This window comes from Psychrobacter sp. H8-1, from assembly GCF_904846575.1.
Lineage (GTDB): Bacteria > Pseudomonadota > Gammaproteobacteria > Pseudomonadales > Moraxellaceae > Psychrobacter > Psychrobacter fulvigenes.
Genome location: NZ_CAJHBG010000001.1, coordinates 1,477,209 through 1,501,203, shown reverse-complemented (window position 1 = coordinate 1,501,203; position 23,995 = coordinate 1,477,209). Strand labels below are relative to the sequence as shown.

The following is a 23,995-nucleotide window of genomic DNA, read 5'->3' as shown; positions in this document are numbered from 1 at the left end:
TATTACACACAGCACGAGCAATTACGTTTGGTTTTCGACATTTTACCGATGCCGGGATTAAAGCTATTGGTTGGGTCTAGGCTTTTATAGAAATTCTGCAAATCAGGCTCTGCTTCGTATAGATGCCCTACATTATGCTCAGCAGGATATTTGGCTCCGCGTGCGCTCAATAGCTCTAACATCATCTTTTTAACAAGGTGTGCATCACTGCCCTTCTTCAAAATATAATCTTGATGAAACACATAGCAAAAGAAGTGTCCGTAATACAGCTTCATCTCTAAGTGTTTTTCAATTTCTTCAGGTAGGGTTTCAAGCCATTCTAATTCATTACGCGGTATGGCAATATCTAATGCCAATATCTCACCAACTTCTTTTTCATGTATGATTTCATAGCGTAATGCGGCACCGGCTGCCGCAAAACGATTTAAAAGCGCGCTTTCTGACTCTTCCTGGCTACATTCAAAATAGTTACCCGTGTCTGAAGCAGCAAAGAAGGTCTTCAGAAAATCCTGTGCCTCTGCTATCCCTTCATCACTCATTTTTAAGATTAGGTGATGCTCATATTGTTCACGATACTCAATCATGCGCTTCGGTAAATGCTTTGGAAATAGAGTAGCGATGAACTGCATGACTTTGTCAGTAAAATGCTTTGGCATCCATGACCACTTATGAAATTTAGCGTCAATAGCGCCTTTGATAGAAAACAATCTAGGTAAGGCATCTGTGCCGAGATGCTTAATACTTAGGAACGTGTCTTTACCGTATTTAGCGGAGACATCAAATATATCACGATGCATATACTCGCCCACTTCAGGGATATTGTCGAAGCTTGATAGTATCTGCCTTCTGAGCTGTGCAAGCTCACTCACACTGTTAGTGCCTATGTAAAAGGTTTTCTCTTTTGCCGCTATTGGATAAGTGTCAAGACGTACTGCAAACACCGCAAGCTTGCCAGCGCAGCCACTGGCTTCATACAGTCTGCGCTTGTCCGCATTAAAGCGACTGGGCGTGCTTGCATCAACGTCTTTTACTCTGGCGATGTACTCTTTGTCAGATGCGAGCTTGCCACTATCAGGTAATTCTCTTTTATCAAAATTACCATTTTGCAAATTAGTCAGTATTTCTTCTGGCGTATCACCTAGCTCTACGTCTAGATGATTAACCAATACCAGCTGTCCTTGTTCGTTTATTTGGGCAAACAACGCAAGCTCGGTATAGGCAGGCCCTCTTTTGACCAAAGCCCCACCAGAGTTATTAGATATACCGCCAATAATAGACGCGCCTAACGTCGAGGAACCGATGACGGAATGAGGCGCTCTATTGACAGCATTAAGCTGACTTTGTAGCTGATGCAATGTCGCACCAGGCAAGCTGATCACTTGCTCGTTGTCATTCACCAAATACAACTGGTTCATTGCAAGCGTATTAATCACCACCACGGGTCTGTCGTAGTCATTACCGCTCGGTGTTGAGCCTTCAGTCAGACCTGTCTTAGCCGCTTGCATGATAATAATACAATCGCCTTCCACACATATCTCTAAGCTACGCCAAATCTCCAGCAACGTTTGCGGAAACAAAACAGCCAAAGCATTGCCGCCACCAGAGCGCCACCCCATTCTATAGTGTTCGTTTTTTTCTGGATCGGCCTGTACATTGCTAGCTCCCAGTAAATGGGTTAGCTTATCTAACACTTGCTCAGGATGGAGTGTATCTTGATCTTGATGCACTATGTTTGATGAAAAAAGGTTTGGTGAAGCTCTATTTAATGAAGGCATATGACGCTCTTTATTTAGTGATTGTGTGTCACTCATGATGCTAAAGGCCCTTGAAAACCAAAGAGGTAAATGGCAGCCATAACGATAATCCCGCAGAACAACACATAATAGATGGTAGGTAAAATAGTACGCCTAAGTGTGGCACCCTCCATACCAAGTAAACCCACCGTTGCTGATGCAGCCACCACGTTATGTATGGCAACCATATTACCGGCTGCGGCACCAACCGCTTGCGCCGCGATGATTAGAGAAGGTGAAATATGTAAGCTCATGGCGGCTTCATACTGAAACTGACTGAACATCATATTAGATACGGTATTAGAGCCGGCGATAAATGCACCTAAAGCACCAATGGTTGCACTAATCAATGGAAAAACATTGCCAAAAGTACCTGAAAACAACTCTGCACTGGCGACTGGCATACTCGCCACATCTGATAAGTTTATGCCTGAATTAATAAAAATTCTAACCATTGGAATCGTAAAAATAAGTACAAAACCTGCCCCTAACACGGTCTTGCCTGATTCTTTAAAGGCACTGTTTAGGGCGCTGACGGGCTTTCTAGTTTGAAAAGCGGCGGCAACCAAAGCACTAATTAGTAACAAGCCGCCTGGTAAGTATAAAGGACTAAAACTGGCACTGATATCTGTCTCACCTAAAATCGAGGTTAGGTCTACTGCCACACTGTTAAGTAAAGACTGAAAGCCTGTAAATACTCTTGAAAATACCAGTAAAAGGGCAACCAGTAAATAAGGGAACCACGCCATAAGGGTGGACATCTTCTTATCACTCAAGGTCAGCGTAATATCTTCTTTACTGACCACTAACTTACCAAGCCATTCACTCGGCCAGTTTTTTTGCGGTTCAAAATCCCATGTGGTTTTTGGTACCAAAAACCCTCTTTTAGCAGCATTAACAACGACAGTAATACTAACCAAGCCACCGACCAGTGACGGAAACTCTGGCCCTAAAAAAACACCGGTTATCATATAAGGGATTGTAAATGCCAAGCCTGCAAAAATCGCAAACGGCCAAATAGCGAAGCCTTCTTTCCAGCTTTTATTCTTACCAAAAAAGCGGGTGAGCATCATCACCATAAACAGGGGCATAAACGTACCAATGACACCGTGAATAATGGCGACTTGACTGGTAATCAGTTGTAAAAATTCGCCCCACTGTACTCCTTCTTGTGCCAGTTGAGCGCTAATGGCAGCTTTATCTAACCCATCATTTACCCCTATCACAATAGGCGTACCGACCGCACCAAATGATACAGGTGTACTTTGTATCATCATTCCCATCAGCACTGCACCCAGCGCCGGAAATCCTACTGCCACCAGCAAAGGCGCTGCAATAGCGGCAGCTGTACCAAAACCAGAGGCACCCTCAAGAAAGCAGCCAAAGCACCATGCAATAATAATGGCTTGCACACGCCTATCTGGCGATACATTGGTAAACCCAGCACGGATAACGGCGATTGCACCAGTGTGTTTCAATGTATTCAACAAAAAAATAGCACCAAAGACTATCCACAATACCGAAACCGTAATGACCAAACCCTGAATAATAGATGATGACACTCGGTTAAGCGTCATATCCCATATAAAAATGGCAAGCGCTGCGGTAACCACTAAAATGATAGGCATTGTTTTTTTAGCTGACCATTGCAAACCTATCAGAAAAATACCACAGAGAACGATTGGCAGTAATGCCAAAAGCCCATATATTGTTTGATTCAAAATTACATCCTTTTGATTGTGTGATCTTCCTTGAACCAAGTCATCGAAGCCTTTATTTTGACGAATTCATGATGACTAAGTTGTATTAAATATTCACAAATAGGGACTGCTTATTTACTAAAGCTGTCTTGTAGACAAAGCCGAGCACGACTTGCGACAGTTTATGTCCCAATGTCAAAAACGCCCTGAAATAGTCTACGCCTTGTTAATTCATTGATATATTGCATCAATGGACAATGTTATTTTCCTTTTTTGCTATAATCTAATCCGCATTACGCCAATTGGAGCACAAGTATGGTCAAAGCTGACGATATGATTTTATTCGTTCAAGTTGTTGAAGAAGGGTCATTTTCTAGAGTCGCTGAAAAATTATCATTGACGAACTCAGTAGTGAGCAAGCGCATTGCAAGATTAGAAGAGAACTTAAATACTCAACTCATTTATAGAACCACTAGAAAGTTGAGCTTAACCGATGCCGGCAGGACGCTTTACGACAAAGCTAAAATTGCTAAACATGCCTTTCAGGAAGCTGAAGATGCAGTAACGGGTTACAGCGAGGATATGAAAGGCACCATACGAATAACCCTGCCTGTGGTCTCTGCAAATTTGATATTGAGCGAATCTATTGCTGAATTCTGTAAACAACATCCTGAAATATCGGTGGATTTACAAATTACCAATCGCTTGGTTGACTTGATAGAAGAAGGTTTTGATTTGGCAATAAGGACCGCTGTGCTTGAAGATTCCTCACTCATTGCAAGGCGCCTTATAGATAGCCAATGGATTATATGCGCGACTCCAGCCTATTTAAAGCAATATGGTACGCCTCAAACTCCTGAACAGTTACAGAATCATGAGTGCTTAGTTTACAAGTTTGATAATACGGCTAACAGTACATGGCCGCTATATATAGACGGCAAAGAGCAATTAATATCTGTCAATGGTCGGTTTCATAGCAATCATCTGAGTGCAATTAAGCAAGCCGCGCTTAGCGATTTAGGTATCGCTTTTTTACCACAAGTGTTGATCTATGAGGAAATACAGAAAAATACACTCACGCAGATTTTACAATGTTTTACCAGCAAGAAGCTGGGGCTATATGCGGTTTATCCTAAGGCCAGACAACCGGATCAAAAGTTAAAACTGCTCGTTGCACATTTGCGAGACTCATTACATCGGAAACAGGCTTACTACTGCTAAGTAAAAAGCCTATTTTGATGTCTATAAAAAGATGAATGAAATAAAAAAGCTAATAGAGCCTTTCCTAAAAACTGTGTAACTGCTTATAATCCACTAACCGGAGAATAAGCAATGACTACTCAATCTGACATCAAGAAACTGGCCGAGAAAATGGCTGGTAGCATGAATAGCTTCGATGACATCAAAGACTTTCAAAAGCAGCTCATGCAGTCGTTTATCGATACTGCCTTAGAGGCTGAGATGGAAGACCATCTTGGCTACCCCAAGCATGAAAAGGCGGATAAACCTAATAAGCGTAACGGGTACACTAAAAAGACCGTCCGCAGTGACACAGGCGATCTTGAAATCTCCACCCCAAGAGACCGTCATGGTGACTTTGAACCTGAGCGAGGAAATAGCGAAGCACTGCTTCGCCCGAGCGCAAGACAAGAGCTGTGCTCGCGTGGGTGCGCAAGCATCAAACCCGTATCTCAGGTCTCGATGATAAAATCATATTCCTTTACGCCAAGGGTCAAACCACCACTGAGATCGTAGAGAGCATTAAAGAGCTCTACGATGTCGACATCTCAAGCTCTCTTGTCTCAAGAGTCACCGATAACATATTAGAGGACATCACTGCTTGGCAGAACCGGCCGCTGAGCAGTGTTTATCCTATCGTCTATCTAGACTGCATCGTCGTGAAGATACGTCAAGACAAGCAGATCATCAACAAGGCTATTTATCTGGCGCTAGGCGTGGGGCTTGATGGTAAAAAAGAGCTGCTTGGTATGTGGCTCTCAGAGAATGAAGGCGCTAAGTTCTGGCTGGGTGTTCTCACTGAACTACAAAACCGCGGCGTACAAGACATCTTAATCGCTTGTGTTGACGGTCTAAAGGGCTTCCCTGATGCCATCAATACCGTTTATCCCAAAGCCAAGGTTCAGCTGTGTATCGTACACATGGTGCGCTATTCAATGAAGTTTGTGCCGTGGACGGATAAAAAGGCCGTAGCGGCTGATTTAAAGGCCATTTACGGCGCTGATACGCTTGAGATAGCAGAGGCCAATCTCGAGCACTTTGATGAGGTGTGGGGCGAAAGTTATCCGCATGTGGTCAAGTCTTGGCGCAATAACTGGGAGGGCTTAACGGTGTTCTTTAATTATCCTAAAGACATCAGAAAAGCGATTTATACTACTAATGCGATAGAGTCGCTAAACAGTGTGATTCGGACGGCAGTGAATAAGCGTAAGGTGTTCCCATCTGATCAGGCAGCATTTAAAGTGGTGTACTTAGCAACTCAGCAGGCATCCAAAAAGTGGTCGATGCCGATTCGTAACTGGACGTCTGCTTTGAATCGCTTTATGATTATGTTTGATGACCGTATCAGTAAGCATTTAATCTAAATGGCAGTTACACAGAATCTGGGATGGGCTCGTTACCTGTTCAAATAACCATTGTAATCATCACTAGTATAATTACTAACTGATATACTCGGGGCGGCTCAATAACCTTAAATGATTTAGTCAATCTAAAATATTCTTAGACACGTTGCCCGTAGCATTGAACTCTAAAAAGCATTGTTTCACTACTTATAAATAGCTAATAACCGTTGTGGAATTATGAAGTTCTCCATTAACATACTCCCAATCCTCTTTGGAGGCGTCTGGATTATACGCTGTTCTAACATCTAAATTCCCTTAATTATCATAGTCTAACAGTATTAAAAGACATCTCCCATTTGCTAGATAGATAGTTAGATTCAACAGTTCAACCTCTTTTTCTGCGAGCTCATTTTCTATTGTTATCTTCCCTCTACAATAAGCGTTTGACTTGGCTTATCAATCATACGTAACTGGTTTATTTCCCTTGCCTTCTTTACCTAAATATCCAGAAATAGTTACTGATACCAGATACCATCTCCGCCTTTTCTAGCCATTGCTGCATTGTCAGCTTTACAGTAATCGCATACATTAATAAATGAGGATTATCGTACTCAGTCTAAGTTGAATATTAAGGTTCATGAACCATTTATTTTTATATTGACTATAGGTCATTGTTTTTAATAGATAATTATCTATTTTAACTCGCGAACCCAACTTTAGGTAGCCATAAGTTAAATAGGCTCTATTTGTGATTAGGCTCAGAAGTTTTTTTATTATATTTATCAGTTATTTATATAGGACACTGTATCCATAGGAACTTTGTTTCAGATTTATCTTGTTACTGTCACTCTTGCTCTGCATTGTTGCTAATATCACTGATTCTTATATCAAATCATACGTCGGCAATATTCTGTTTAATTCTCACGCCATTAAGGTGCTTTCGTATCTTCTGCTGTACTCTGCCGATCGCTTAACCAAAATTGGTCTGTGAAAAATGCTATGAGACTATCTTTGATTTTGATACTGCTTGTAAAACCTCTTATAGTATCTACACTCGTACCAAAGACAGTCATTAAATATTATCTACTGCTACTTGATAATCAGTGATATCAATCTGATTAATATTTATTTTCATGATGCTTCCTCTTTTATTCTCTCAACCAAAAAGTCTACGGCCGCTTTTACTTTTGGCACTAGATAGCGCTGCTTTTGATACAGCAAATACACGGCCATATCAGCATGTTGCGTGATAGCCAGTTCATGCTCAAACTTAAGCGCTTGCAACTGCCCTGACTCAAGATAAGACGCTAACGCCCAGCGAGTTGACATCAGAATGCCCTCGCCCTCACAGGCTTTTCTCGCCAGCCACGGCACATTATTTGAAATCGCAACCGCTGGTCCTGAAACATCATGCCATTGACCATCCATATGACATAACCAAGGCGTTGGCCCTGTCGGCGCTTTAAAGTACAGACCATTATGTTGCTTTAACTCCATCACATTTTTAGGCATACCGTATTTTTCTAAATAGCTTGGTGAAGCGACAGGGATAAAACTATTATCCATGAGCCTTATCGCTAATACACGCTCATTGGGTGCGTAACCACCACGAATAGCGATATCAACATCGTCTCGCCCCAGCGTTGATAACTCATCACTTAAGCTGACATCTAGGACAATCTCGGGGTATAACGCGCTAAATTCATCCAATAATGGCAATAGGATTTTTTCACCAAAACCCACCATTGAGCTGATGCGTAAACGTCCCATTGGCGTGGTTTGGTAACTGCGCACCGTTTCATGGCTTTGTTTTAATTGACTTAATATTTGCTGTACATCGTTATAGTAAATCTGCCCCACTTCTGTCAGTTTGACGATGCGGGTCGAGCGCTTTAATAACGTCGCACCCAAACTCTTTTCTAAATCAGCGACTCGCCTTGAGAGCGATGAGGGCGGCACATCAAACACTTTTGCCGCTTTGGTAAAGCTGCCCGTTTCGGCGACTTTACTGAAATAGCGTATTGCCCGTAATTGATCCAACTCACTTCTCCCTTTAAGAAACAATCATCAATAATTAGCTTTTAAGAAGCATCTACGCATTTTCGCTCTATTATTGTCTTAAAAGCAATAGTGATTCACATTTACCCTTATATACAAGCCAATTAAAACCAGTAATAATAGATTCAACTTAGACATTGCAGCCTTAGTTTCGTTTCTCTGGCAGTAAAAACAACAATCACACTAATAGTGGAAAAGTGACTAATACCGAATAGCATTTATCAGTCGAAGCACTCAAACTAAGCTCTATCTAAATTCAATAACACATACTTTGACCAATATAAAAAGTGATTGGTTTAACACCCTTAATTATTTGCAGGAGCAAAACACAATGTCAGATACAAACATCCAACTGGTTTCAACCATCAGCGCAGACAACAAACTAACCTTATCTTTGCAAGACATCGATATGCCGCAGCCAGGTGCTGACGAAGTCGTCGTGCGCATTGAAGCAGCGCCATTAAACCCATCTGACCAAGCGGTGTTGTTTAGCGCTGCTGATATGTCCACAGCGACTCAGTCAGGTACAGAAGAGCGTCCCGTTATCACAGCGGACGTTCCCGCGCAGTTCATGCCAGCGCTGAAAACGCGTATTGGTAAAGACACACCTGTAGGCAATGAAGGCGCAGGAACCGTGGTTGCAGCGGGCTCCTCACCTGCAGCACAAGCATTGATGGGTAAAACGGTGGCAGTGATTGGCGGCGGTACTTATCGTCAATATTTATCTGCTAATGTACAAAGCTGCTTAGTATTAAAAGACGGCACAACCGCTAAAGAAGGCGCTTCCTCTTTTGTGAATCCGCTGACTGCACTGGCAATGGTTGAAACCATGCGTGCCGAAGGTCACAAAGCCATCATTCATGCGGCAGCTGCCTCTAGCCTCGGTCAAATGCTCAACCGTATTTGTATGGCTGATGGCATTGATTTAATCAACATCGTACGCAAAGAAGAACAAGAAACCTTGCTACGTGATATGGGCGCAAAATATGTGGTTAACTCAAGCAAAGATTCTTTCCTTGCTGACTTAACGGCAGCAATTGTTGAAACGGGTGCGACGATTGCATTCGACCCTATCGGTGGCGGTAAACTAGCCAGCGATATCCTGAACTGTATGGAAGCGGCAATCACTCGCGATGTCGAAGAATACAATGTGTATGGCTCTAATACGTTCAAACAAGTTTATGTTTATGGCGGATTAAACCGTGGCCCTATTACGCTAAATCGTAACTTCGGTTTTGCTTGGGGTGTTAACGGCTTCTTGTTATTCAATGCACTAGGCAAATTAGGCACTGAAACGGTCATGTCGATGCGTAAACGTGTGGCAGAAGAAATCACCACCACCTTTGCTAGTCGCTATACCCATGAAGTGTCATTGGCAGAGGCGCTACAATTGGATTCGATAGCAGCTTACTCTAAACAAGCGACAGGTGAGAAATACTTAATCACCCCGCAAAGCTAGTGGTTGCTTAGCTAATTAGGAATTAGGTTTTTAATAACTGGTTCGTTCATAACTGGTTTCTAAATAGAAAAAGCAGATACCCATCAATGAGTATCTGCTTTTTTTACATGCTCGTAAAAGCATATCGGTATTACCAGAGAAACAACCGATTATTTTTAGAGACTGTGATTTATCGTTATAAGCCAAGCGTACCTTGTCGCGATTTACCCGAACGCTTTAAAGCAAGGGATTCAGCATATTAAGAGGATTAACATTGGCTTGACAGCTTTTATTCGAGCAGCAGCTGTACTATCATGCCAATGCACAAGCGCCAATTTTACACTTAAATCCTTAATACTGCAGTCATTGCCCCATCGCTAGGAAACTGACATGATTGTCCGGCAGAAACCAAATGCCCTCAAAATATTTTTTACCCTCCGTGGCTCAATCATCCCGAAGATTTACTATCAAATACTGCTGATTACTTTTTTGAGTTCTTTAATTACGGCTATTCAGCACTGGTATCCCAGTTATTTCTCATCTTATGGTACGGCTCCTTTTATTTTACTGGGCGTTGCCCTGTCATTATTTCTTGGATTTCGTAACAATGCCAGCTATCAGCGTTGGTGGGAAGCTCGAGGATTGTGGGGTCAATTGGTGTTTGATGCACGTAGCCTGACCCGTCAAGTGATTTCCTTTATAGACGACGATACTGAGACTGGGCGCGATACCCAGCGGCAAATGATCCATCTAACCATCGCTTTTACCCATGCTTTGCGTCACCGACTTCGGGAGACCTCGCCTTGGGAGGACGTCGAGCGCTTTGTGGAACCAAAGCATCATGCAAGCATGCGGCAAACACAAAATCTGCCTGACTATTTAATGCGCCTGATGGGCAAAAAGCTTGGTGATAGCCGCCGTCAGGGGCAATACTCGGAGCTGATGGTACAAAATATGGATGAGCGTTTGACCTCTATGACCATTGTTTTAGCGGCCTGTGAGCGTATTCACAACACTCCTCTACCCTTTGCTTATATGCTCTTGGTACATCGTACTACCTACTTATACTGCTTTATGTTGCCCTTTGGCTTGGTTTCATCTTTGGGCTGGGCAACGCCTTTAATCTGCGCCGTGATCGCTTATACTTTTTTTGGTTTAGATGTCCTCAGCGAAGAGTTGGAAGAGCCTTTTGGCTTGGCTGCCAATCAACTGCCACTGACCGCTCTGTCACGAACTATCGAAATTAACTTGCTAGAGGCATTGGGAGAAGATGAACTTCCGCCTGCTATTATTCCTGAGAATGGTTACTTACAGTGATTAGTCATTCTCCTAAAACTCTCCAAAAGTTTGTGTTTACTACCCTGTCTATGAATTTAGATCTACCTCCCAATCCTTAAGTGAATTGACTATAGTGCTCTTTAGGCCTATATTTAGAAATATAATTTCCAAAAAATCAATACCATGGAGTGGGATATGAGCAGGGTTGTCAAAGGATCTGTTTCAGTCATAGACATGGTCGCCGACCTAAAAAAAGGCAACCTTTGTCCAGTTAAGCTTGTTGAAAAGACCTTTGCGGACATCAAATCTTCCGACCCGACCATTTTTACAGAATTGCTCGAAGAACGGGCACTTAAAGAAGCTCATGCCTCAAGGAAGCGGCACCGCGAAGGCAATCTGCTCAGTGCCTGGGATGGTATCCCTGTTGCGTGGAAAGACCTGTTTGATATAGAAGGCCGTGTGACCACCGCAGGATCGGTGGTGCTCAAATCCAACGCGCCAGCTACCCGCGATGCCAATATGGTAGCAAATGCCAGTCAAGCCGGCCTTATCTCAATAGGCTGTCTGAATATGACTGAGTTTGCCTACTCAGGGCTTGGTCTCAACCCTCACTTTGGCACACCCAAAAACCCACACGCTACTGGCCCTGATCGCATTCCTGGTGGCTCCTCCTCAGGTTGCGGAGTCGCTGTCGCCCGCGGATTGGTGCCACTCGCTATCGGTAGCGATACTGGCGGCTCAATACGTATTCCTGCGGGACTAAATGGCATAGTTGGCTACAAAGGCTCTAGTATAGCCTTTCCAAAAGGAGGGACGTTTCCACTCTCACCGACATTGGATACCTATGGTCCACTTGCCGCTGATGTAAAAAGCTGCATCGGTGCGGCAGAGATTCTCAACGGTCGTAATATCAAAACCCCTCTCCCAACACCTATTCACACGCTTAAATTCTTTATTCCGACCAATGTTGTCTTTAAAAATGCGCAACAGGCAGTGATACAGAATTTTGAAGAAAGTGTCCGCGCGCTTGAGCTGGCAGGCGCTACGGTGGTACGTGGAGTCTGTAGCGAGTTTGACGAGATAGGCAGGCTTGCTCGGGAACATGGCTACTTAGTTGGCCCAGAAGCCTTAGATATACACTGGGATCTGGTGCATTCTGAGCGTGCGTCGCAGATGGATCCACGAGTGCTTGAGCGTATTTTTGATGCAGGAGACATGACGGCACGTGACTTACTGGTGATTTTAAGAGAGCGCGCTAGATTGATTCAAAAAAACCGTCAAATTCTGGGCGATCAAATTGTGCTATTTCCTCCTACACCCATCACCGCTCCTGAGCTAAAACCAATTGAGAAAGATGATGAGCTATATATTTATACCAATGCGCTAATGCTACGCAATACAGCACTTGGTAACTTTTTGGACTGGTGCGGGGTCGCCTTACCTAATGGTGTAGATGACAATCAGATGCCTACCAGTATTTTGCTGTCGATGACCGGTGGCCGAGAAAGCGACTTGCTGGCTGCTGCGCTTTCTGTAGAAAGCTTACTTGCTCAAAACTGAAAACAGCGATTTATAGAGACAATTAAATAAAGGTAAAGTAAATAAAGTTAAAACAAGCAAAGGAAGAAGAAACAACCCATACCATCAAAGGAGTGAGACATGTCTAAAACTATTATATGTGGATTCGGCACGGACGTTGATTCAGTGGCAGGTCAAATCGGCTCGTACGGCGGCGGCGAAAGCCCATCAGACATTCAGCGCGGTGTCTGGGCATCCGAGGTCGGCGTCCCGCGCCTATTACGGCTGTTTAAGAAATACGATATGCGCACCTCGTTTTTCATCCCTGCGCATAGTATCGAAACCTTTCCTGATATTGCTAAAATGATCGTCGATCACGGTCATGAAGTAGGCGCGCATGGCTACTTACATGAAAACCCAATTGCCATGACCCGCGCTCAAGAAGAAGCGGTTATGGAGAGATCGGTTGAGCTGATTATAAAGCTGACTGGTCAAAGCCCGCGTGGTTATGTGGCACCATGGTGGGAGATGTCAGCTGCGACTCCTGAGATCCTCGCCAAATACGATTTTAAATACGATCATAGCCAAGGCTACCGTGATTTTCAGCCGTTTTATGCTCGGGTTGGCGATAAGTGGAACGTGATCGATTATTCAAAAACAGCGGAAGAATGGATGCACCCTATGACCCACGGTGAAGAGATCGACCTGGTCGAGATTGGTGCCAACTGGTACATGGATGATTTGCCACCGATGATGTTTATGAAAAACGTCCCCAACAGCCACGGGTTCGTCAATCCACACGATATCGAAGAGATGTGGCGTGACCAGTTTGATTGGGTTTATCGCAACATGGATTATGCGGTCTACCCCTTTACTATCCATCCAGATGTATCTGGGCGTCCGCAAGTATTGCTGATGCTTGAGCGGCTCATTGATTACATTAATAGCCATGAAGGCGTGGTTTGGATGCCGTTTGAAGATATTGCTGCAGACTTCCGTAAACGCTTCCCGTTTGAAAGTGGTAAACGTCCAGAGGTTATTTAAAAGCTATTAAAAATAGAGGCTTTCAAGAATAGTAGCAATGTTTAACATTGGCTTTGGCGGCGTTAGCATTATTGTCACCAAAGCCAGTAATAAGGAGAATAGCGATGTGTAATGCATGTGGTAATCCAGCGGCTCCAGGGCATTGGACAGAAGCAGGCGCACAAACTGGCGGTATCCGCCTCAGAGCCATGTTTCATCGAATATCCATACTAAAGCGCGTACTAAAGCCTTATGGTTTTTCAGTATATGCGGATGGGGTAATCCCGCAGATTCAGCTGATATGTCCAAGCGGAGCCCGCGTCATGGTCAATAATCTAACCGAGCTTTGGGCTGAAGTAGAACGTCGTCAAGGCTTTGCAATCGATCCCTTAACGATGTATGCAGTGGCCTGACCTCAATGCAAACCTCACAAGACAACCGTCTGGATATCGTTCTACTAAGTGGCTATCTGGGTTCAGGGAAGACTACATGGCTGCGTCATGCGCTTTTTACTAAGACGTTTGGTCACGCGCAAGTCTTCACTCAAGAAGCGGCAGAGCAACCTGTTGATGACCTGCTATTAGGCGAAGCGATGAGCGTCAAAGTTCTGACTGGAACCGCGGGCACCCCAAAAGGTAAAGAAGAATTAATATCAGCACTGCTTGAGGTTGCCGAATCCCGAACAAACGGACAAAAGATTGATTTGACTACCACTCAGCCTGACATCTCTCCTACTCCTGATACTCTGATCATAGAAACCAGCGGCTTAGCTGATCCCGAAGAGATTATCGTAGCGATTAGAGAGCACCCTATTCTGGTTTACCATTTTGCACTTAAAGAAACCATCATCATGGCTGATGCGCTACATTTCCACGTAGCGCTAAAGACTGACGCTTTATGCCGTCAGCAAATTCTATCGGCTGATCGCGTTGTCATTGCAAAATCAGAGAAAGTATCCGAGCAGTCTTTATCCAACCTTGTTTCAACCCTCAGCAAAATCAATCCAGCCGCCCCGATTTCATTATCCGCATTCGGTGTCGAAAGCCCTGTGCCACCACTGCCAGAGCCGACCGAAATCTACGAATCAATTCTCGCTAATGGGGGAACACCAACGACTGTGGTTTCGCTACCGATTCCAAAAGAAATAGATTGGGTTGAGTTTACCGTTTGGCTGTCGGCGTTGCTGCATGCTCGGGGTGATACAATCCTGCGAGTCAAAGGCGTATTGCAGACAGACGAAGGCGCGCTATTACTGCAGTCTGTACGTAAGGTTATGCAACAACCAGAGATCCTGCCTGCGGAAGAAAGTGACTCTAGACCTGGAGATATTGTGTTTATAGGAGAAGAGATGAATCAAGAGGCTTTACTGAAATCTCTGTCTTCTTTCATTGGAAAAGAATAATAACAATGGAAGTCTGAGCTAAAACAATGAAAGGCATAGTAAGTATTGGACATGGAAACATTCAGTTGATCTTATACCTGCTTACTATCATTGATGCTAGTCTGGAACTTCACGGTATATAACAATCTGTGCTTCTTCTCTAAAATCATCGAAACTTATGGCAGACTCAGACTCATTTTGGGAGGCCTCGTCATCTGTTTTTTCTACCGTCTTGTCTGGAAGTTTTAATGTCTGTGTTCTCGTGACCATCCTAGGTTTGGTATCTACAGGCTCATAATCTTCAGTACCAGCAGCGCGCTTGACAGAATAGACTGTGCTGAGCTCACCTACCTCTGTATTCTCTACATTTTCATTGGTTGGTTTGGCTGCAGCAGTTATGGAGAGATGACTCAAGTTGTCATCTTCTATCTTTGAATCACCTGTATTGATACTTTCACGGTCAGTGACTGTTTCATCTGCTACCGCTTGCGCGCTCTCAATAACTGGCGAGCTGCTGCTCACCATTGCCGCTTGAGAATCACTAGAAGCTAAGCGATCGGTTAACGATACCAAGACGCCTGTGGCATTTAATATCACCACGATAACGCCAATCAATAAAGCAGCGCAGAAAACACCAAGAATAATCAACAGCTTGACACTACTGCTCGACCTGTCCTCTATTGGCTCTGCGTGTTTGGTAGAAGTTGTCTTTGCTTTTGCTGCTGTATCAAAAGAAGTGTTTTTGCTTGATACGACTGTTTTATCATAGCTAGAGACGTTATTATGAGCGTTTACTGCACTGGGCGGCTTATCAGAGCTGTTATCCTGCATCACCTTTTTGAGGTAGCGCTCATACACACTAAGGCTGCGGTCATTAATATTTAGTCTAAGATCATCGTCAGCAAAACCTGAGCCACCATCATGGTTACCTGTATTATTATTTGAATTTTTCATAAGATGATACCCAGTCAGTTCGCATTGCAAATCAGGTTAAGGGAATGTTATCGTCGATTTGCGTCTTTTCTGGAATCTTATCAGCGACCCTCAGTGACTATATGCGAATATTCATAACGCTCTATATAAGCGTTGAATTGACATTATGAGGGCAAGCTTTGATGGTAAGCAACAGATGTTGGGATGAGTAATACAATTGACCGATAAACGGTTTTACAGCATATTTTTAGCATCATAAGAACCTTATATCTCTTTATTTTTCTCAACATAAGTCAACGACAAACAGGTATTGAGAGTGATAAGTCAGTAAAAATGCAGTATCAAGCAATAAAAAGGTCTCTTGTAAGGACATAATCATGGATTTAAAGCAGCTCAACGCCTTTATTGCCATTGCTGAGTTACAAAGCTTTAGCGCAGCAGCGAAGATGACAGGTTTATCGCAACCAAGCCTTAGTCGACAGCTGAAACAGCTCGAGACAGAAATGGGCGTGGTGCTGGTTGATCGTTATCATAGGCCGCTGCAACTGACGGAAGCTGGCCAGTTTTTTTATGACAAAGTCAGCACGGTACTGACAGAGCTCAATAACATCACTAGCATGACTCAGCGGCTATCAGCGCCAAGTACGGCACTGAACATTGGTTTTGTACCCTCCGTACTTTATGGGTATTTACCAGAGATTATTGCGACGTTGAAACGGCAAAACCCTGATATTGCGGTTAATCTCAAAGACATCAGCTCCTACCAACAAATCGAGGCACTTAAATCTGGTGAAATTGATATCGGCTTTGGCCGCTTTGCCCATCAAGATGCTTGGGTGCAGCAGATTTTATTACGTCATGAACGCTATTTGGTGGCATTACCCAAAGCACATCCCCTTGCTGATAACCAAGAGCAGCGCTTGATTGACTTGGCAGATAATCGTTTGATTCTGTATCATCAAACCCATTTGCCCGTGCCTACTATGACCAATGCAACCACCAAAAGTTATAGTCCAGATGATACGCCACCAACGAACAAACCAGTCACTGAACCTTTGCTGTATTTATTTGCTCAGTATGGCATCACACCATTAATGACGACCGAAGTCAGTGATCTGCAAGTGGCTCTTGGGTTGGTCGCTGCTGGTGAAGGCATTACTTTGGTGCCCGCTAGTCTAAAAACCGTGCGTACTGAACAGATCAGTTATCAGCGTCTGATTCATGAAAACGCCACCTCCCCTATTTATTTGCACACTCTCAAAGATTTTGTGCATCCCAAAATACCCAACTTGCTCAGTGCTGTCTATCGGGTCTATGAGCAGCGCGGTATTACCTATCGTCGTCAGCAGTTTGTCTAAGGATGATAACCAACTATCTATTGGCAGTAATAGAAAAAATAATTATTATCATGCACAGCATGAGTTGTGATACAGTCGGAGATTATTTTCTTAAATTTTCCTAATGCGCTGTCATGTTTACTAGCAGTGCATCACAGGCCAGTTATGACTGGCCTTTTTATATACTTGAGGTATTCATGACCGCACAACCCCTTAACACTGCCAATAGTGACGCAGCGCCAAAAGGCTTTAGTTGGCGTATATTTGGCCCAGGTATCTTGATGGCGACGGCTGCCATCGGTGGCTCACATCTGATTTCATCCACCCAAGCGGGTGCCATATACGGTTGGCAGTTGGCGATTATGATTATCCTTGCCAACTTTTTTAAGTATCCGTTTTTCCGTTTTGGTACTGACTATGTCTATGAGACCGGTGAGAGCCTGATTGCAGGCTATGCCAAGCGTTCAAAAGCCTATCTATGGATTTACTTTATCCTTTCGATCTTATCTGCAGTGATTAGCACAGGCGCTGTGACGCTACTGGCTGCGGTGATTTTGGGCTTTATGCTGCCAGCTTCTGTGGGGCTATCTAGTATCAGCTTAGCGGTCATAATCGTTGCGGTATCGTGGTTCTTTCTGATTGCTGGTCATTACAAGCTGCTTGATGGAGTAACCAAGTGGATTATGATTGCTCTGGTCACTGCAACGGTATTAGCGGTCATGATTGCTGCTGGCAAGCCAACAGTGATGACGCCTGATTTTGTCGCAACTTCCCCTTGGAATTTAGCGACGCTAGGGTTTATTGTTGCCCTTATGGGTTGGATGCCAGCGCCACTTGAGTTTGCAGCTATCACATCAATGTGGACCTCTGCTAAGGCAAAAGCTGATTACACCACGCATCGTCAAGGCTTGCTTGACTTCAATGTGGGTTTCTTAGTCTCTGCTATCCTAGCGTTGTTCTTTTTGTCACTGGGTGTCTTTGTGCAGTATGGCTCTGGTCAAGAGATTGAACTGGTTGGCGGTGCCTATATCAATCAGCTCATAAACATGTATACCGCCACGATTGGTGAATGGTCAAGACTGCTGGTCGCCTTCGTTGCCTTTATGTGTATGTTTGGTACCACTATTACCTGTGCTGACGGTTATGGACGTGCCAACGCTGAGTGCTGGCGTTTGATCAAAGGTGAAAGCGAAATCAATAAAAAGCAGGTTGCTTTTTGGACGACTTACGCGATTGGTGGTGGACTGGTTATTATCACCTTCTTCACTGGACAGTTAGGCGCTATGCTGAAGTTTGCCATGGTATCTGCCTTTGTATCCGCACCTATCTTTGGTTGGCTCAACTACACATTGGTAAAAAATCACAAAAAACTCTCCCCTGGTATGAATGCCTACTCGATTGCAGGCTTGCTGTTCTTAAGTGGCTTTACACTGCTATTTTTGGCAAACCTTGCTGGTCTATTTGGCTAAGGTCTTATCAAGTAAAAAACGCATTGAATAAAAAAGCCCTTGTAGCTGATAGCTATGAGGGCTTTTTTACGGGTATGTTTGAAAGGTGACACAGAATTAATGTAACAAATTATTTCCTAGAGTTAAACGTTATCCTAGCCAATTTTACTGATATGAATAATGGTCACAGCAAATCATTACTATACGGATATTACTATTCGTAATTCAAATACTACTACTACAAACCAACGCTTTGCTAGCGTAAGCGAAGGCATTAAGGATAATCACCACTTCCATATAGGGGGAATTGCGTATACTCTAAGTCAACTAAGGTTCAATGAATGCCCAGTGCTACTTATTTATTTACATTAAAATAAGACCAACTACTTACCCAAGGATTATCAAATGACATCTTCAGCTGGCGCGCGCTTTCGCAGTGCAATGAAACAAAAAAACGATAATAATCAACCACTACAGATTGTTGGTACCATCAATGCCTATACTGCTATGATGGCAACACAAGTCGGTCATCAGGCACTATATCTTTCAGGTGCCGGCGTAGCAAATGCCTCGTTTGGCTTGCCAGATTTGGGTATGACGAGTCTTGATAATGTCCTAGAAGACGCTCGCCGTATTACTGATGCAGTAGATACGCCACTATTAGTCGATGTTGATACGGGTTGGGGCGGCGCCTTTAACATCAGCCAAACCGTTAGAAAAATGGAAAAAGCGGGCGTCGCAGCGGTACATATCGAAGATCAAGTAGCTCAAAAGCGCTGTGGTCATCGCCCTAATAAAGAAATCGTCAGTATCTCTGAGATGGTCGATCGTCTAAAAGCGGCGTTAGATGCCAAAACAGACCCTGATTTTGTGGTCATGGCACGTACTGACGCTTTGTCTGTTGAAGGACTGGACGCTGCTGTTGAGCGCGCGGTCGCCTTCCAAGAAGCAGGCGCTGACATGATCTTTGCTGAAGCATTAACAGACATTGAGATGTATCGTAAGTTTACCGACGTGCTAGATATCCCAGTACTAGCAAACATGACTGAGTTTGGTCAAACTGATCTGTACACCACTGAGCAGCTGTACGGTGTTGGCGTAGACATGGTGTTATATCCATTATCAGCCTTCCGTGCGATGAATAAAGCCGCTCTCAATGTTTATCAGCATATCTTGTCTGATGGCACACAAGAAAACGTCGTTGACACCATGCAGACGCGCATGGAGCTCTATGACTTCTTGAACTATCACGAGTTTGAGCAAACACTAGACAAACTTTTTGCTGACAACAAGTAAGGTAAAAACTTGTTTTCTCATTGAGAATTTTTAACAATTAACCCCGTTCAACCCAAGCGAGCAACAAAACCATTAACAAAAGGAATTTATCATGGCAGCAGGCAAGCAATTATCAGGCGCAGGACTACGTGGTCAGGTCGCTGGCAAGACTTCATTATCAACTGTCGGAAAGTCAGGCTCAGGTCTAACCTATCGCGGTTATGATGTGTCAGATCTTGCAGAAAAATGCATCTTTGAAGAAGTAGCATATTTGCTACTTTATGGCAACTTACCTACTCAAAGTGAGCTAGATGCCTATCAAGCTAAGCTCAAAACAATGCGTGGCCTACCACAAGCCCTAAAAGACGTGCTTGAGCGTATTCCGGCTGAAGCCCATCCAATGGATGTGCTGCGTACTGGTTGCTCAATGCTTGGCAACCTTGAGATGGAAACGGACTTTGATCAAGAGAACGATAAAACCGATCGTATGCTGGCTGTGTTCCCATCCATCATCAATTACTGGTATCGTTTTACCCACGACAATGTGCGCATCGAAACCGAAACCGATGATGACACTATCGGCGGTCACTTCTTACATCTATTAAAAGGTGAGAAGCCAAATGAGCTACATGAAAGAGTGATGAACGTCTCACTTATCTTGTATGCAGAGCATGAGTTCAACGCCTCTACCTTTACCGCGCGCGTTTGTGCCTCCACCCTGTCTGATATTCATTCATGTATCACAGGTGCTATTGGCTCACTTCGTGGCAACTTGCATGGCGGCGCGAATGAAGCAGCTATGGATATGATCCAAGACTTCAAATCAGCTGACGAGGCTGAAGAAGAGATGATGGCAATGCTGGCGCGTAAAGATAAGATCATGGGCTTCGGTCATGCGATTTATAGCGAATCAGATCCGCGTAACGTTATCATCAAAAAATGGGCTGAAAAACTGGCCGAAGACGTTGGTGATACGGTCTTATACCCAGTATCAGTACGCTGTGAAGAAGTGATGTGGCGTGAGAAAAAACTGTTCTGTAATGCTGACTTCTTCCATGCATCAACTTATAACTTCATGGGTATTCCAACCAAGCTATTCACACCAATTTTTGTATGCTCGCGCCTAACAGGTTGGGCGGCTCACGTATTTGAGCAGCGTGCAAACAACCGTATCATTCGCCCAAGTGCGGAGTACATCGGTGAAGAGCCAAGAGACGTGCCAGATATTGCTAATCGTTAATTTTTTGAGGTAAAACTTGTAGGGTGTGCCTTGCGCACCCTACATTTCTACAGCTTTTAGAAAAATCAAAACTTTCCATACGTTATTCTTATGTTTGTTTAGCAAAATCTATCATTAATCATAAATTTTGCTAAACAAATCTTCTCCTCTCTTTCATCTCACAATAAAGGAAAGCACGCCATGAGCGACAACAAGCAGCCTTTAACGCAAGTTAATCCGCAGACCATGAATGAAAAGTACAAAAAACCACTGCCAGCTCTTGATAATAGCAGTACCGATTTGCATTACTTTGATGTCGAGCAAGCGGTCAATGAGATTGAGCCTGGTGCTTATGCCAAGCTGCCGTTTAGCTCAAAAGTATTGTGTGAAAACTTACTACGCCGCTGTCCTCCAGAGGATTTAACGGAGGCCTTGTCACAGCATATCTACCGTAAGCAAGATATCGACTTCCCTTGGTACCCTGCCCGTGTCGTTTGTCACGATATTTTAGGTCAGACCGCTTTTGTCGATTTGGCAGGCTTGCGTGATGCTATCGCTGCTGAAGGCGGTGACCCCTCCAAAGTCAACCCCATCGTGCCAACACAGCTTATCGTTGACCACTCGCTAGCAGTAGAGCATGCAGGTTTTGAAGAAGACGCGTTTGAAAAGAACCGTGCTATCGAAGAGCGCCGTAATGAAGACCGTTTCCACTTTATCAACTGGTGTCAGTACGCTTTTGATAACGTCAACGTCGTACCGCCTGGTAACGGCATCATGCACCAAATTAACCTAGAAAAAATGTCACCAGTCGTGCAAGTAGTGGCTGATCAAAATGGTGATGCGATTGCCTTTCCTGATACATTAGTCGGTACCGATAGTCATACGCCTATGGTTGATGCATTGGGTGTTATCTCAATCGGTGTTGGTGGCCTAGAAGCTGAAAGCGTGATGCTTGGCAATCCATCATACATGCGCCTACCAGACATCATCGGTGTCGAGCTGACGGGTAAATTACAAGAAGGCATTACTGGTACGGATTTAGTACTAGCAATGACGGAGTTCTTACGTGATGAAGGCGTTGTGTCGTCTTATTTAGAATTCTATGGCGAAGGTGCACGCAATCTAACGGTTGGCGACCGCGCTTCTATCTCCAATATGACCCCAGAATATGGCGCAACCGCTGCGATGTTCTCTATCGATGAGCAAACCATTGATTATTTACGTCTAACGGGTCGTACTGAGCAGCAAATCAAAACCGTTGAAGCTTATGCTAAGCAAGCTGGCCTGTGGGCTGATGGCATGGAAGGTGCTGAATACGACCGTGTATTACGCTTTGATTTATCAAAAGTGGTGCGTAATATCGCCGGCCCTTCACGTCCTCATGCTCGCGTCTCGACGACTGATTTGGTTAAAGAAGGTATTGCTCATGGCGCTGATCAAAAACAGCCTGAGCCAAAAGATGGTTTGATGCCAGATGGTGCAGTGATTATTGCCGCCATTACCAGCTGTACCAATACCTCAAACCCACGCAACATGGTTGCTGCTGGTATTGTCGCTCGTAACGCTGTCGAAAAAGGTCTCGTGCGTAAGCCTTGGGTAAAATCATCACTAGCCCCTGGCTCTAAGACTGTTAAGCTGTATTTAGAAGAAGCAGAGTTATTACCAGAGCTACAAAAATTAGGCTTTGACGTGGTTGCGTTTGCTTGTACCACTTGTAACGGTATGAGCGGCGCATTAGATCCAGAGATCCAGCAAGAAATCATAGACCGTGATCTATTTAGTACGGCTGTCCTATCTGGTAACCGTAACTTTGATGGTCGTATCCATCCGTATGCCAAGCAAGCGTTCCTCGCCTCACCGCCTTTGGTTGTGGCTTACGCTATCGCTGGTAATATCCGCTTCGATATCGAAAAAGACTCACTTGGCAAAGATAAAGACGGCAACGATGTGTATCTAAAAGACATCTGGTTTGATGATGCTGAAGTTGATGCCATTGTTAAGTCAGCGGTTAAACCTGAACAGTTTAACCAAGTATATATCCCAATGTTTGATGAAGCCAAATCAGATGCTGGTCGCAATGAAGCCTCTGTCATTGACCCGCAGTATGACTGGCGTGAGATGAGTACCTATATCCGTCGCCCTCCTTATTGGGAAGGCAAAATGGCAGCGATGAACAAACTAAAAGGCATGCGTCCGTTAGCAGTATTGGGTGACAACATCACCACCGATCACATGTCACCGTCTAATGCCATTATGGGTGATAGCGCGGCTGGCGAATATCTTGATACGATGGGCTTGCCTGAGGAAGACTACAACTCCTATGCGACTCACCGCGGCGATCATTTAACCGCACAACGTGCGACCTTTGCCAATCCAAAACTACTAAACGAGATGGTACGTGATGAAGAAGGTAACGTCATCCAAGGGTCACTCGCTCGTGTGGAGCCGCAAGGTGAAGTCATGCGTATGTGGGAAGCAATTGAAACTTACATGAATCGTGAACAGCCGCTGATCATTATCGCTGGTGACGGTTATGGTCAAGGCTCTAGCCGTGACTGGGCTGCCAAAGGTGTCCGTTTGGCTGGTGTGGAAGTCGTCGTGGCTGAAGATTTTGAGCGTATTCACCGTCAAAACTTAGTCGGTATGGGCGCACTCCCCGTTCAGTTCAAAGAAGGCGTCAACCGTAATACGTTAAACATCGATGGCAGCGAAGTGTTCGATATCGAAGGCGAGGTCTCTGCTGGCGGTGATATGACACTGGTCATTCATCGTAAAGATGGCAGCATCGATAGAGCGCCCGTTATCTGCCGCTTAGACACTGCTGATGAGGTGAAGATGTACAACTCTGGCGGTATGCTCCAGCGTTTTGCTAAAGAGTTTATCGATGGCACACTAGATATTGCGTAAGCGTCATGATTTTTAAGTAATTAAAGAACCGATGTTGTATAGATTGTCTATATGGCATCGGTTTTTTTATTAGCATTTATTAAGCATATAATTTATATAAAGGAC

General features: G+C 44.2%; 16 protein-coding genes and 1 pseudogene. 13 read left to right on the top strand and 4 right to left on the bottom strand.

Annotated elements, in window-relative coordinates; all coding sequences use genetic code 11:
* Positions 1 to 2: 2 nt before the first annotated feature.
* Entirely contained in the window at positions 3 to 1,811 is a 1,809-nt protein-coding gene (gene dld, locus JMY01_RS06195) for a D-lactate dehydrogenase (RefSeq protein ID WP_227677726.1), read from the bottom strand.
* Positions 1,808 to 3,514 carry an L-lactate permease gene (locus JMY01_RS06190; RefSeq protein WP_201574754.1) on the bottom strand — a complete coding sequence of 569 codons (1,707 nt, stop codon included), beginning with the start codon at positions 3,512 to 3,514 and terminating at the stop codon, positions 1,808 to 1,810. Before JMY01_RS06190 ends, dld begins: the two co-directional genes overlap by 4 nt.
* A gap of 294 nt (positions 3,515 to 3,808) precedes the next feature.
* On the opposite strand from JMY01_RS06190, the gene JMY01_RS06185 reads away from it, so the two are divergent.
* Together JMY01_RS06185 and JMY01_RS06180 are read left to right on the top strand one after the other, a co-directional pair.
* The gene (locus tag JMY01_RS06185) at positions 3,809 to 4,714 is read left to right on the top strand and encodes a LysR family transcriptional regulator (RefSeq protein ID WP_201574753.1); all 906 of its coding nucleotides are present in this window, start codon (positions 3,809 to 3,811) and stop codon (positions 4,712 to 4,714) included.
* A gap of 111 nt (positions 4,715 to 4,825) precedes the next feature.
* Positions 4,826 to 6,096: pseudogene (locus JMY01_RS06180) on the top strand (IS256 family transposase).
* A 1,110-nt stretch (positions 6,097 to 7,206) separates the two neighbouring features.
* Here JMY01_RS06180 and JMY01_RS06175 read toward each other — a convergent pair.
* On the bottom strand, positions 7,207 to 8,115 hold the full coding sequence (locus JMY01_RS06175) for a LysR family transcriptional regulator (protein ID WP_201574752.1): 909 nt from the start codon (positions 8,113 to 8,115) through the stop codon (positions 7,207 to 7,209).
* Positions 8,116 to 8,464: 349 nt separating this feature from the next.
* Between JMY01_RS06175 and JMY01_RS06170 the strand changes: the two genes are divergently transcribed.
* The 6 genes from JMY01_RS06170 to JMY01_RS06145 all read left to right on the top strand — a co-directional run bounded on the left by JMY01_RS06170 (position 8,465) and on the right by JMY01_RS06145 (position 14,792).
* The gene (locus JMY01_RS06170; protein ID WP_201574751.1) at positions 8,465 to 9,592 is read left to right on the top strand and encodes a zinc-binding dehydrogenase; all 1,128 of its coding nucleotides are present in this window, start codon (positions 8,465 to 8,467) and stop codon (positions 9,590 to 9,592) included.
* Between the two features lie 369 nt (positions 9,593 to 9,961).
* On the top strand, positions 9,962 to 10,888 hold the full coding sequence (locus JMY01_RS06165) for a bestrophin family protein (RefSeq protein ID WP_201574750.1): 927 nt from the start codon (positions 9,962 to 9,964) through the stop codon (positions 10,886 to 10,888).
* A gap of 156 nt (positions 10,889 to 11,044) precedes the next feature.
* Complete coding sequence (locus JMY01_RS06160; protein WP_201574749.1) at positions 11,045 to 12,409, top strand: amidase family protein; 1,365 nt, start codon at positions 11,045 to 11,047, stop codon at positions 12,407 to 12,409.
* A gap of 99 nt (positions 12,410 to 12,508) precedes the next feature.
* Entirely contained in the window at positions 12,509 to 13,411 is a 903-nt protein-coding gene (locus tag JMY01_RS06155; protein ID WP_201574748.1) for a polysaccharide deacetylase, read from the top strand.
* 104 nt (positions 13,412 to 13,515) lie between these two features.
* Positions 13,516 to 13,803: a hypothetical protein gene (locus JMY01_RS06150; RefSeq protein ID WP_201574747.1), complete on the top strand. Its 288-nt coding sequence runs from the start codon at positions 13,516 to 13,518 to the stop codon at positions 13,801 to 13,803.
* A gap of 5 nt (positions 13,804 to 13,808) precedes the next feature.
* Entirely contained in the window at positions 13,809 to 14,792 is a 984-nt protein-coding gene (locus JMY01_RS06145) for a GTP-binding protein (protein ID WP_201574746.1), read from the top strand.
* Between the two features lie 96 nt (positions 14,793 to 14,888).
* Here JMY01_RS06145 and JMY01_RS06140 read toward each other — a convergent pair whose 3' ends face one another.
* Entirely contained in the window at positions 14,889 to 15,725 is an 837-nt protein-coding gene (locus JMY01_RS06140) for a hypothetical protein (RefSeq protein WP_201574745.1), read from the bottom strand.
* 356 nt (positions 15,726 to 16,081) lie between these two features.
* Here JMY01_RS06140 and JMY01_RS06135 point away from each other — a divergent pair, with 356 nt between their 5' ends.
* The 5 genes from JMY01_RS06135 (at position 16,082) to acnD (ending at position 23,890) form a co-directional block, all read left to right on the top strand.
* Positions 16,082 to 17,062: a LysR family transcriptional regulator gene (locus tag JMY01_RS06135; RefSeq protein WP_201574744.1), complete on the top strand. Its 981-nt coding sequence runs from the start codon at positions 16,082 to 16,084 to the stop codon at positions 17,060 to 17,062.
* Positions 17,063 to 17,238: 176 nt separating this feature from the next.
* Positions 17,239 to 18,510, top strand: coding sequence for an NRAMP family divalent metal transporter (locus JMY01_RS06130; protein WP_201574743.1), 1,272 nt, complete (start codon positions 17,239 to 17,241; stop codon positions 18,508 to 18,510).
* Positions 18,511 to 18,894: 384 nt separating this feature from the next.
* On the top strand, positions 18,895 to 19,785 hold the full coding sequence (prpB, locus tag JMY01_RS06125) for a methylisocitrate lyase (protein WP_201574742.1): 891 nt from the start codon (positions 18,895 to 18,897) through the stop codon (positions 19,783 to 19,785).
* A gap of 91 nt (positions 19,786 to 19,876) precedes the next feature.
* Positions 19,877 to 21,004: a 2-methylcitrate synthase gene (gene prpC, locus JMY01_RS06120; RefSeq protein WP_201574741.1), complete on the top strand. Its 1,128-nt coding sequence runs from the start codon at positions 19,877 to 19,879 to the stop codon at positions 21,002 to 21,004.
* A 225-nt stretch (positions 21,005 to 21,229) separates the two neighbouring features.
* A complete protein-coding gene (gene acnD / locus JMY01_RS06115) occupies positions 21,230 to 23,890 on the top strand; it encodes a Fe/S-dependent 2-methylisocitrate dehydratase AcnD (protein ID WP_201577306.1) in 2,661 nt (886 codons plus the stop codon).
* Positions 23,891 to 23,995: the final 105 nt, after the last annotated feature.

Excerpts from the sequence above, each read along its gene's own strand:
- dld (WP_227677726.1), bottom strand. The coding sequence starts at position 1,811 with ATGAGTGACACACAATCACTAAATAAAGAGCGTCATATGCCTTCATTA.
- JMY01_RS06185 (WP_201574753.1), top strand. The coding sequence starts at position 3,809 with ATGGTCAAAGCTGACGATATGATTTTATTCGTTCAAGTTGTTGAAGAA.
- JMY01_RS06170 (WP_201574751.1), top strand. The coding sequence starts at position 8,465 with ATGTCAGATACAAACATCCAACTGGTTTCAACCATCAGCGCAGACAAC.
- JMY01_RS06165 (WP_201574750.1), top strand. The coding sequence starts at position 9,962 with ATGATTGTCCGGCAGAAACCAAATGCCCTCAAAATATTTTTTACCCTC.
- JMY01_RS06160 (WP_201574749.1), top strand. The coding sequence starts at position 11,045 with ATGAGCAGGGTTGTCAAAGGATCTGTTTCAGTCATAGACATGGTCGCC.
- JMY01_RS06155 (WP_201574748.1), top strand. The coding sequence starts at position 12,509 with ATGTCTAAAACTATTATATGTGGATTCGGCACGGACGTTGATTCAGTG.
- JMY01_RS06150 (WP_201574747.1), top strand. The coding sequence starts at position 13,516 with ATGTGTAATGCATGTGGTAATCCAGCGGCTCCAGGGCATTGGACAGAA.
- JMY01_RS06145 (WP_201574746.1), top strand. The coding sequence starts at position 13,809 with ATGCAAACCTCACAAGACAACCGTCTGGATATCGTTCTACTAAGTGGC.
- JMY01_RS06140 (WP_201574745.1), bottom strand. The coding sequence starts at position 15,725 with ATGAAAAATTCAAATAATAATACAGGTAACCATGATGGTGGCTCAGGT.
- JMY01_RS06135 (WP_201574744.1), top strand. The coding sequence starts at position 16,082 with ATGGATTTAAAGCAGCTCAACGCCTTTATTGCCATTGCTGAGTTACAA.
- JMY01_RS06130 (WP_201574743.1), top strand. The coding sequence starts at position 17,239 with ATGACCGCACAACCCCTTAACACTGCCAATAGTGACGCAGCGCCAAAA.
- prpB (WP_201574742.1), top strand. The coding sequence starts at position 18,895 with ATGACATCTTCAGCTGGCGCGCGCTTTCGCAGTGCAATGAAACAAAAA.
- prpC (WP_201574741.1), top strand. The coding sequence starts at position 19,877 with ATGGCAGCAGGCAAGCAATTATCAGGCGCAGGACTACGTGGTCAGGTC.
- acnD (WP_201577306.1), top strand. The coding sequence starts at position 21,230 with ATGAATGAAAAGTACAAAAAACCACTGCCAGCTCTTGATAATAGCAGT.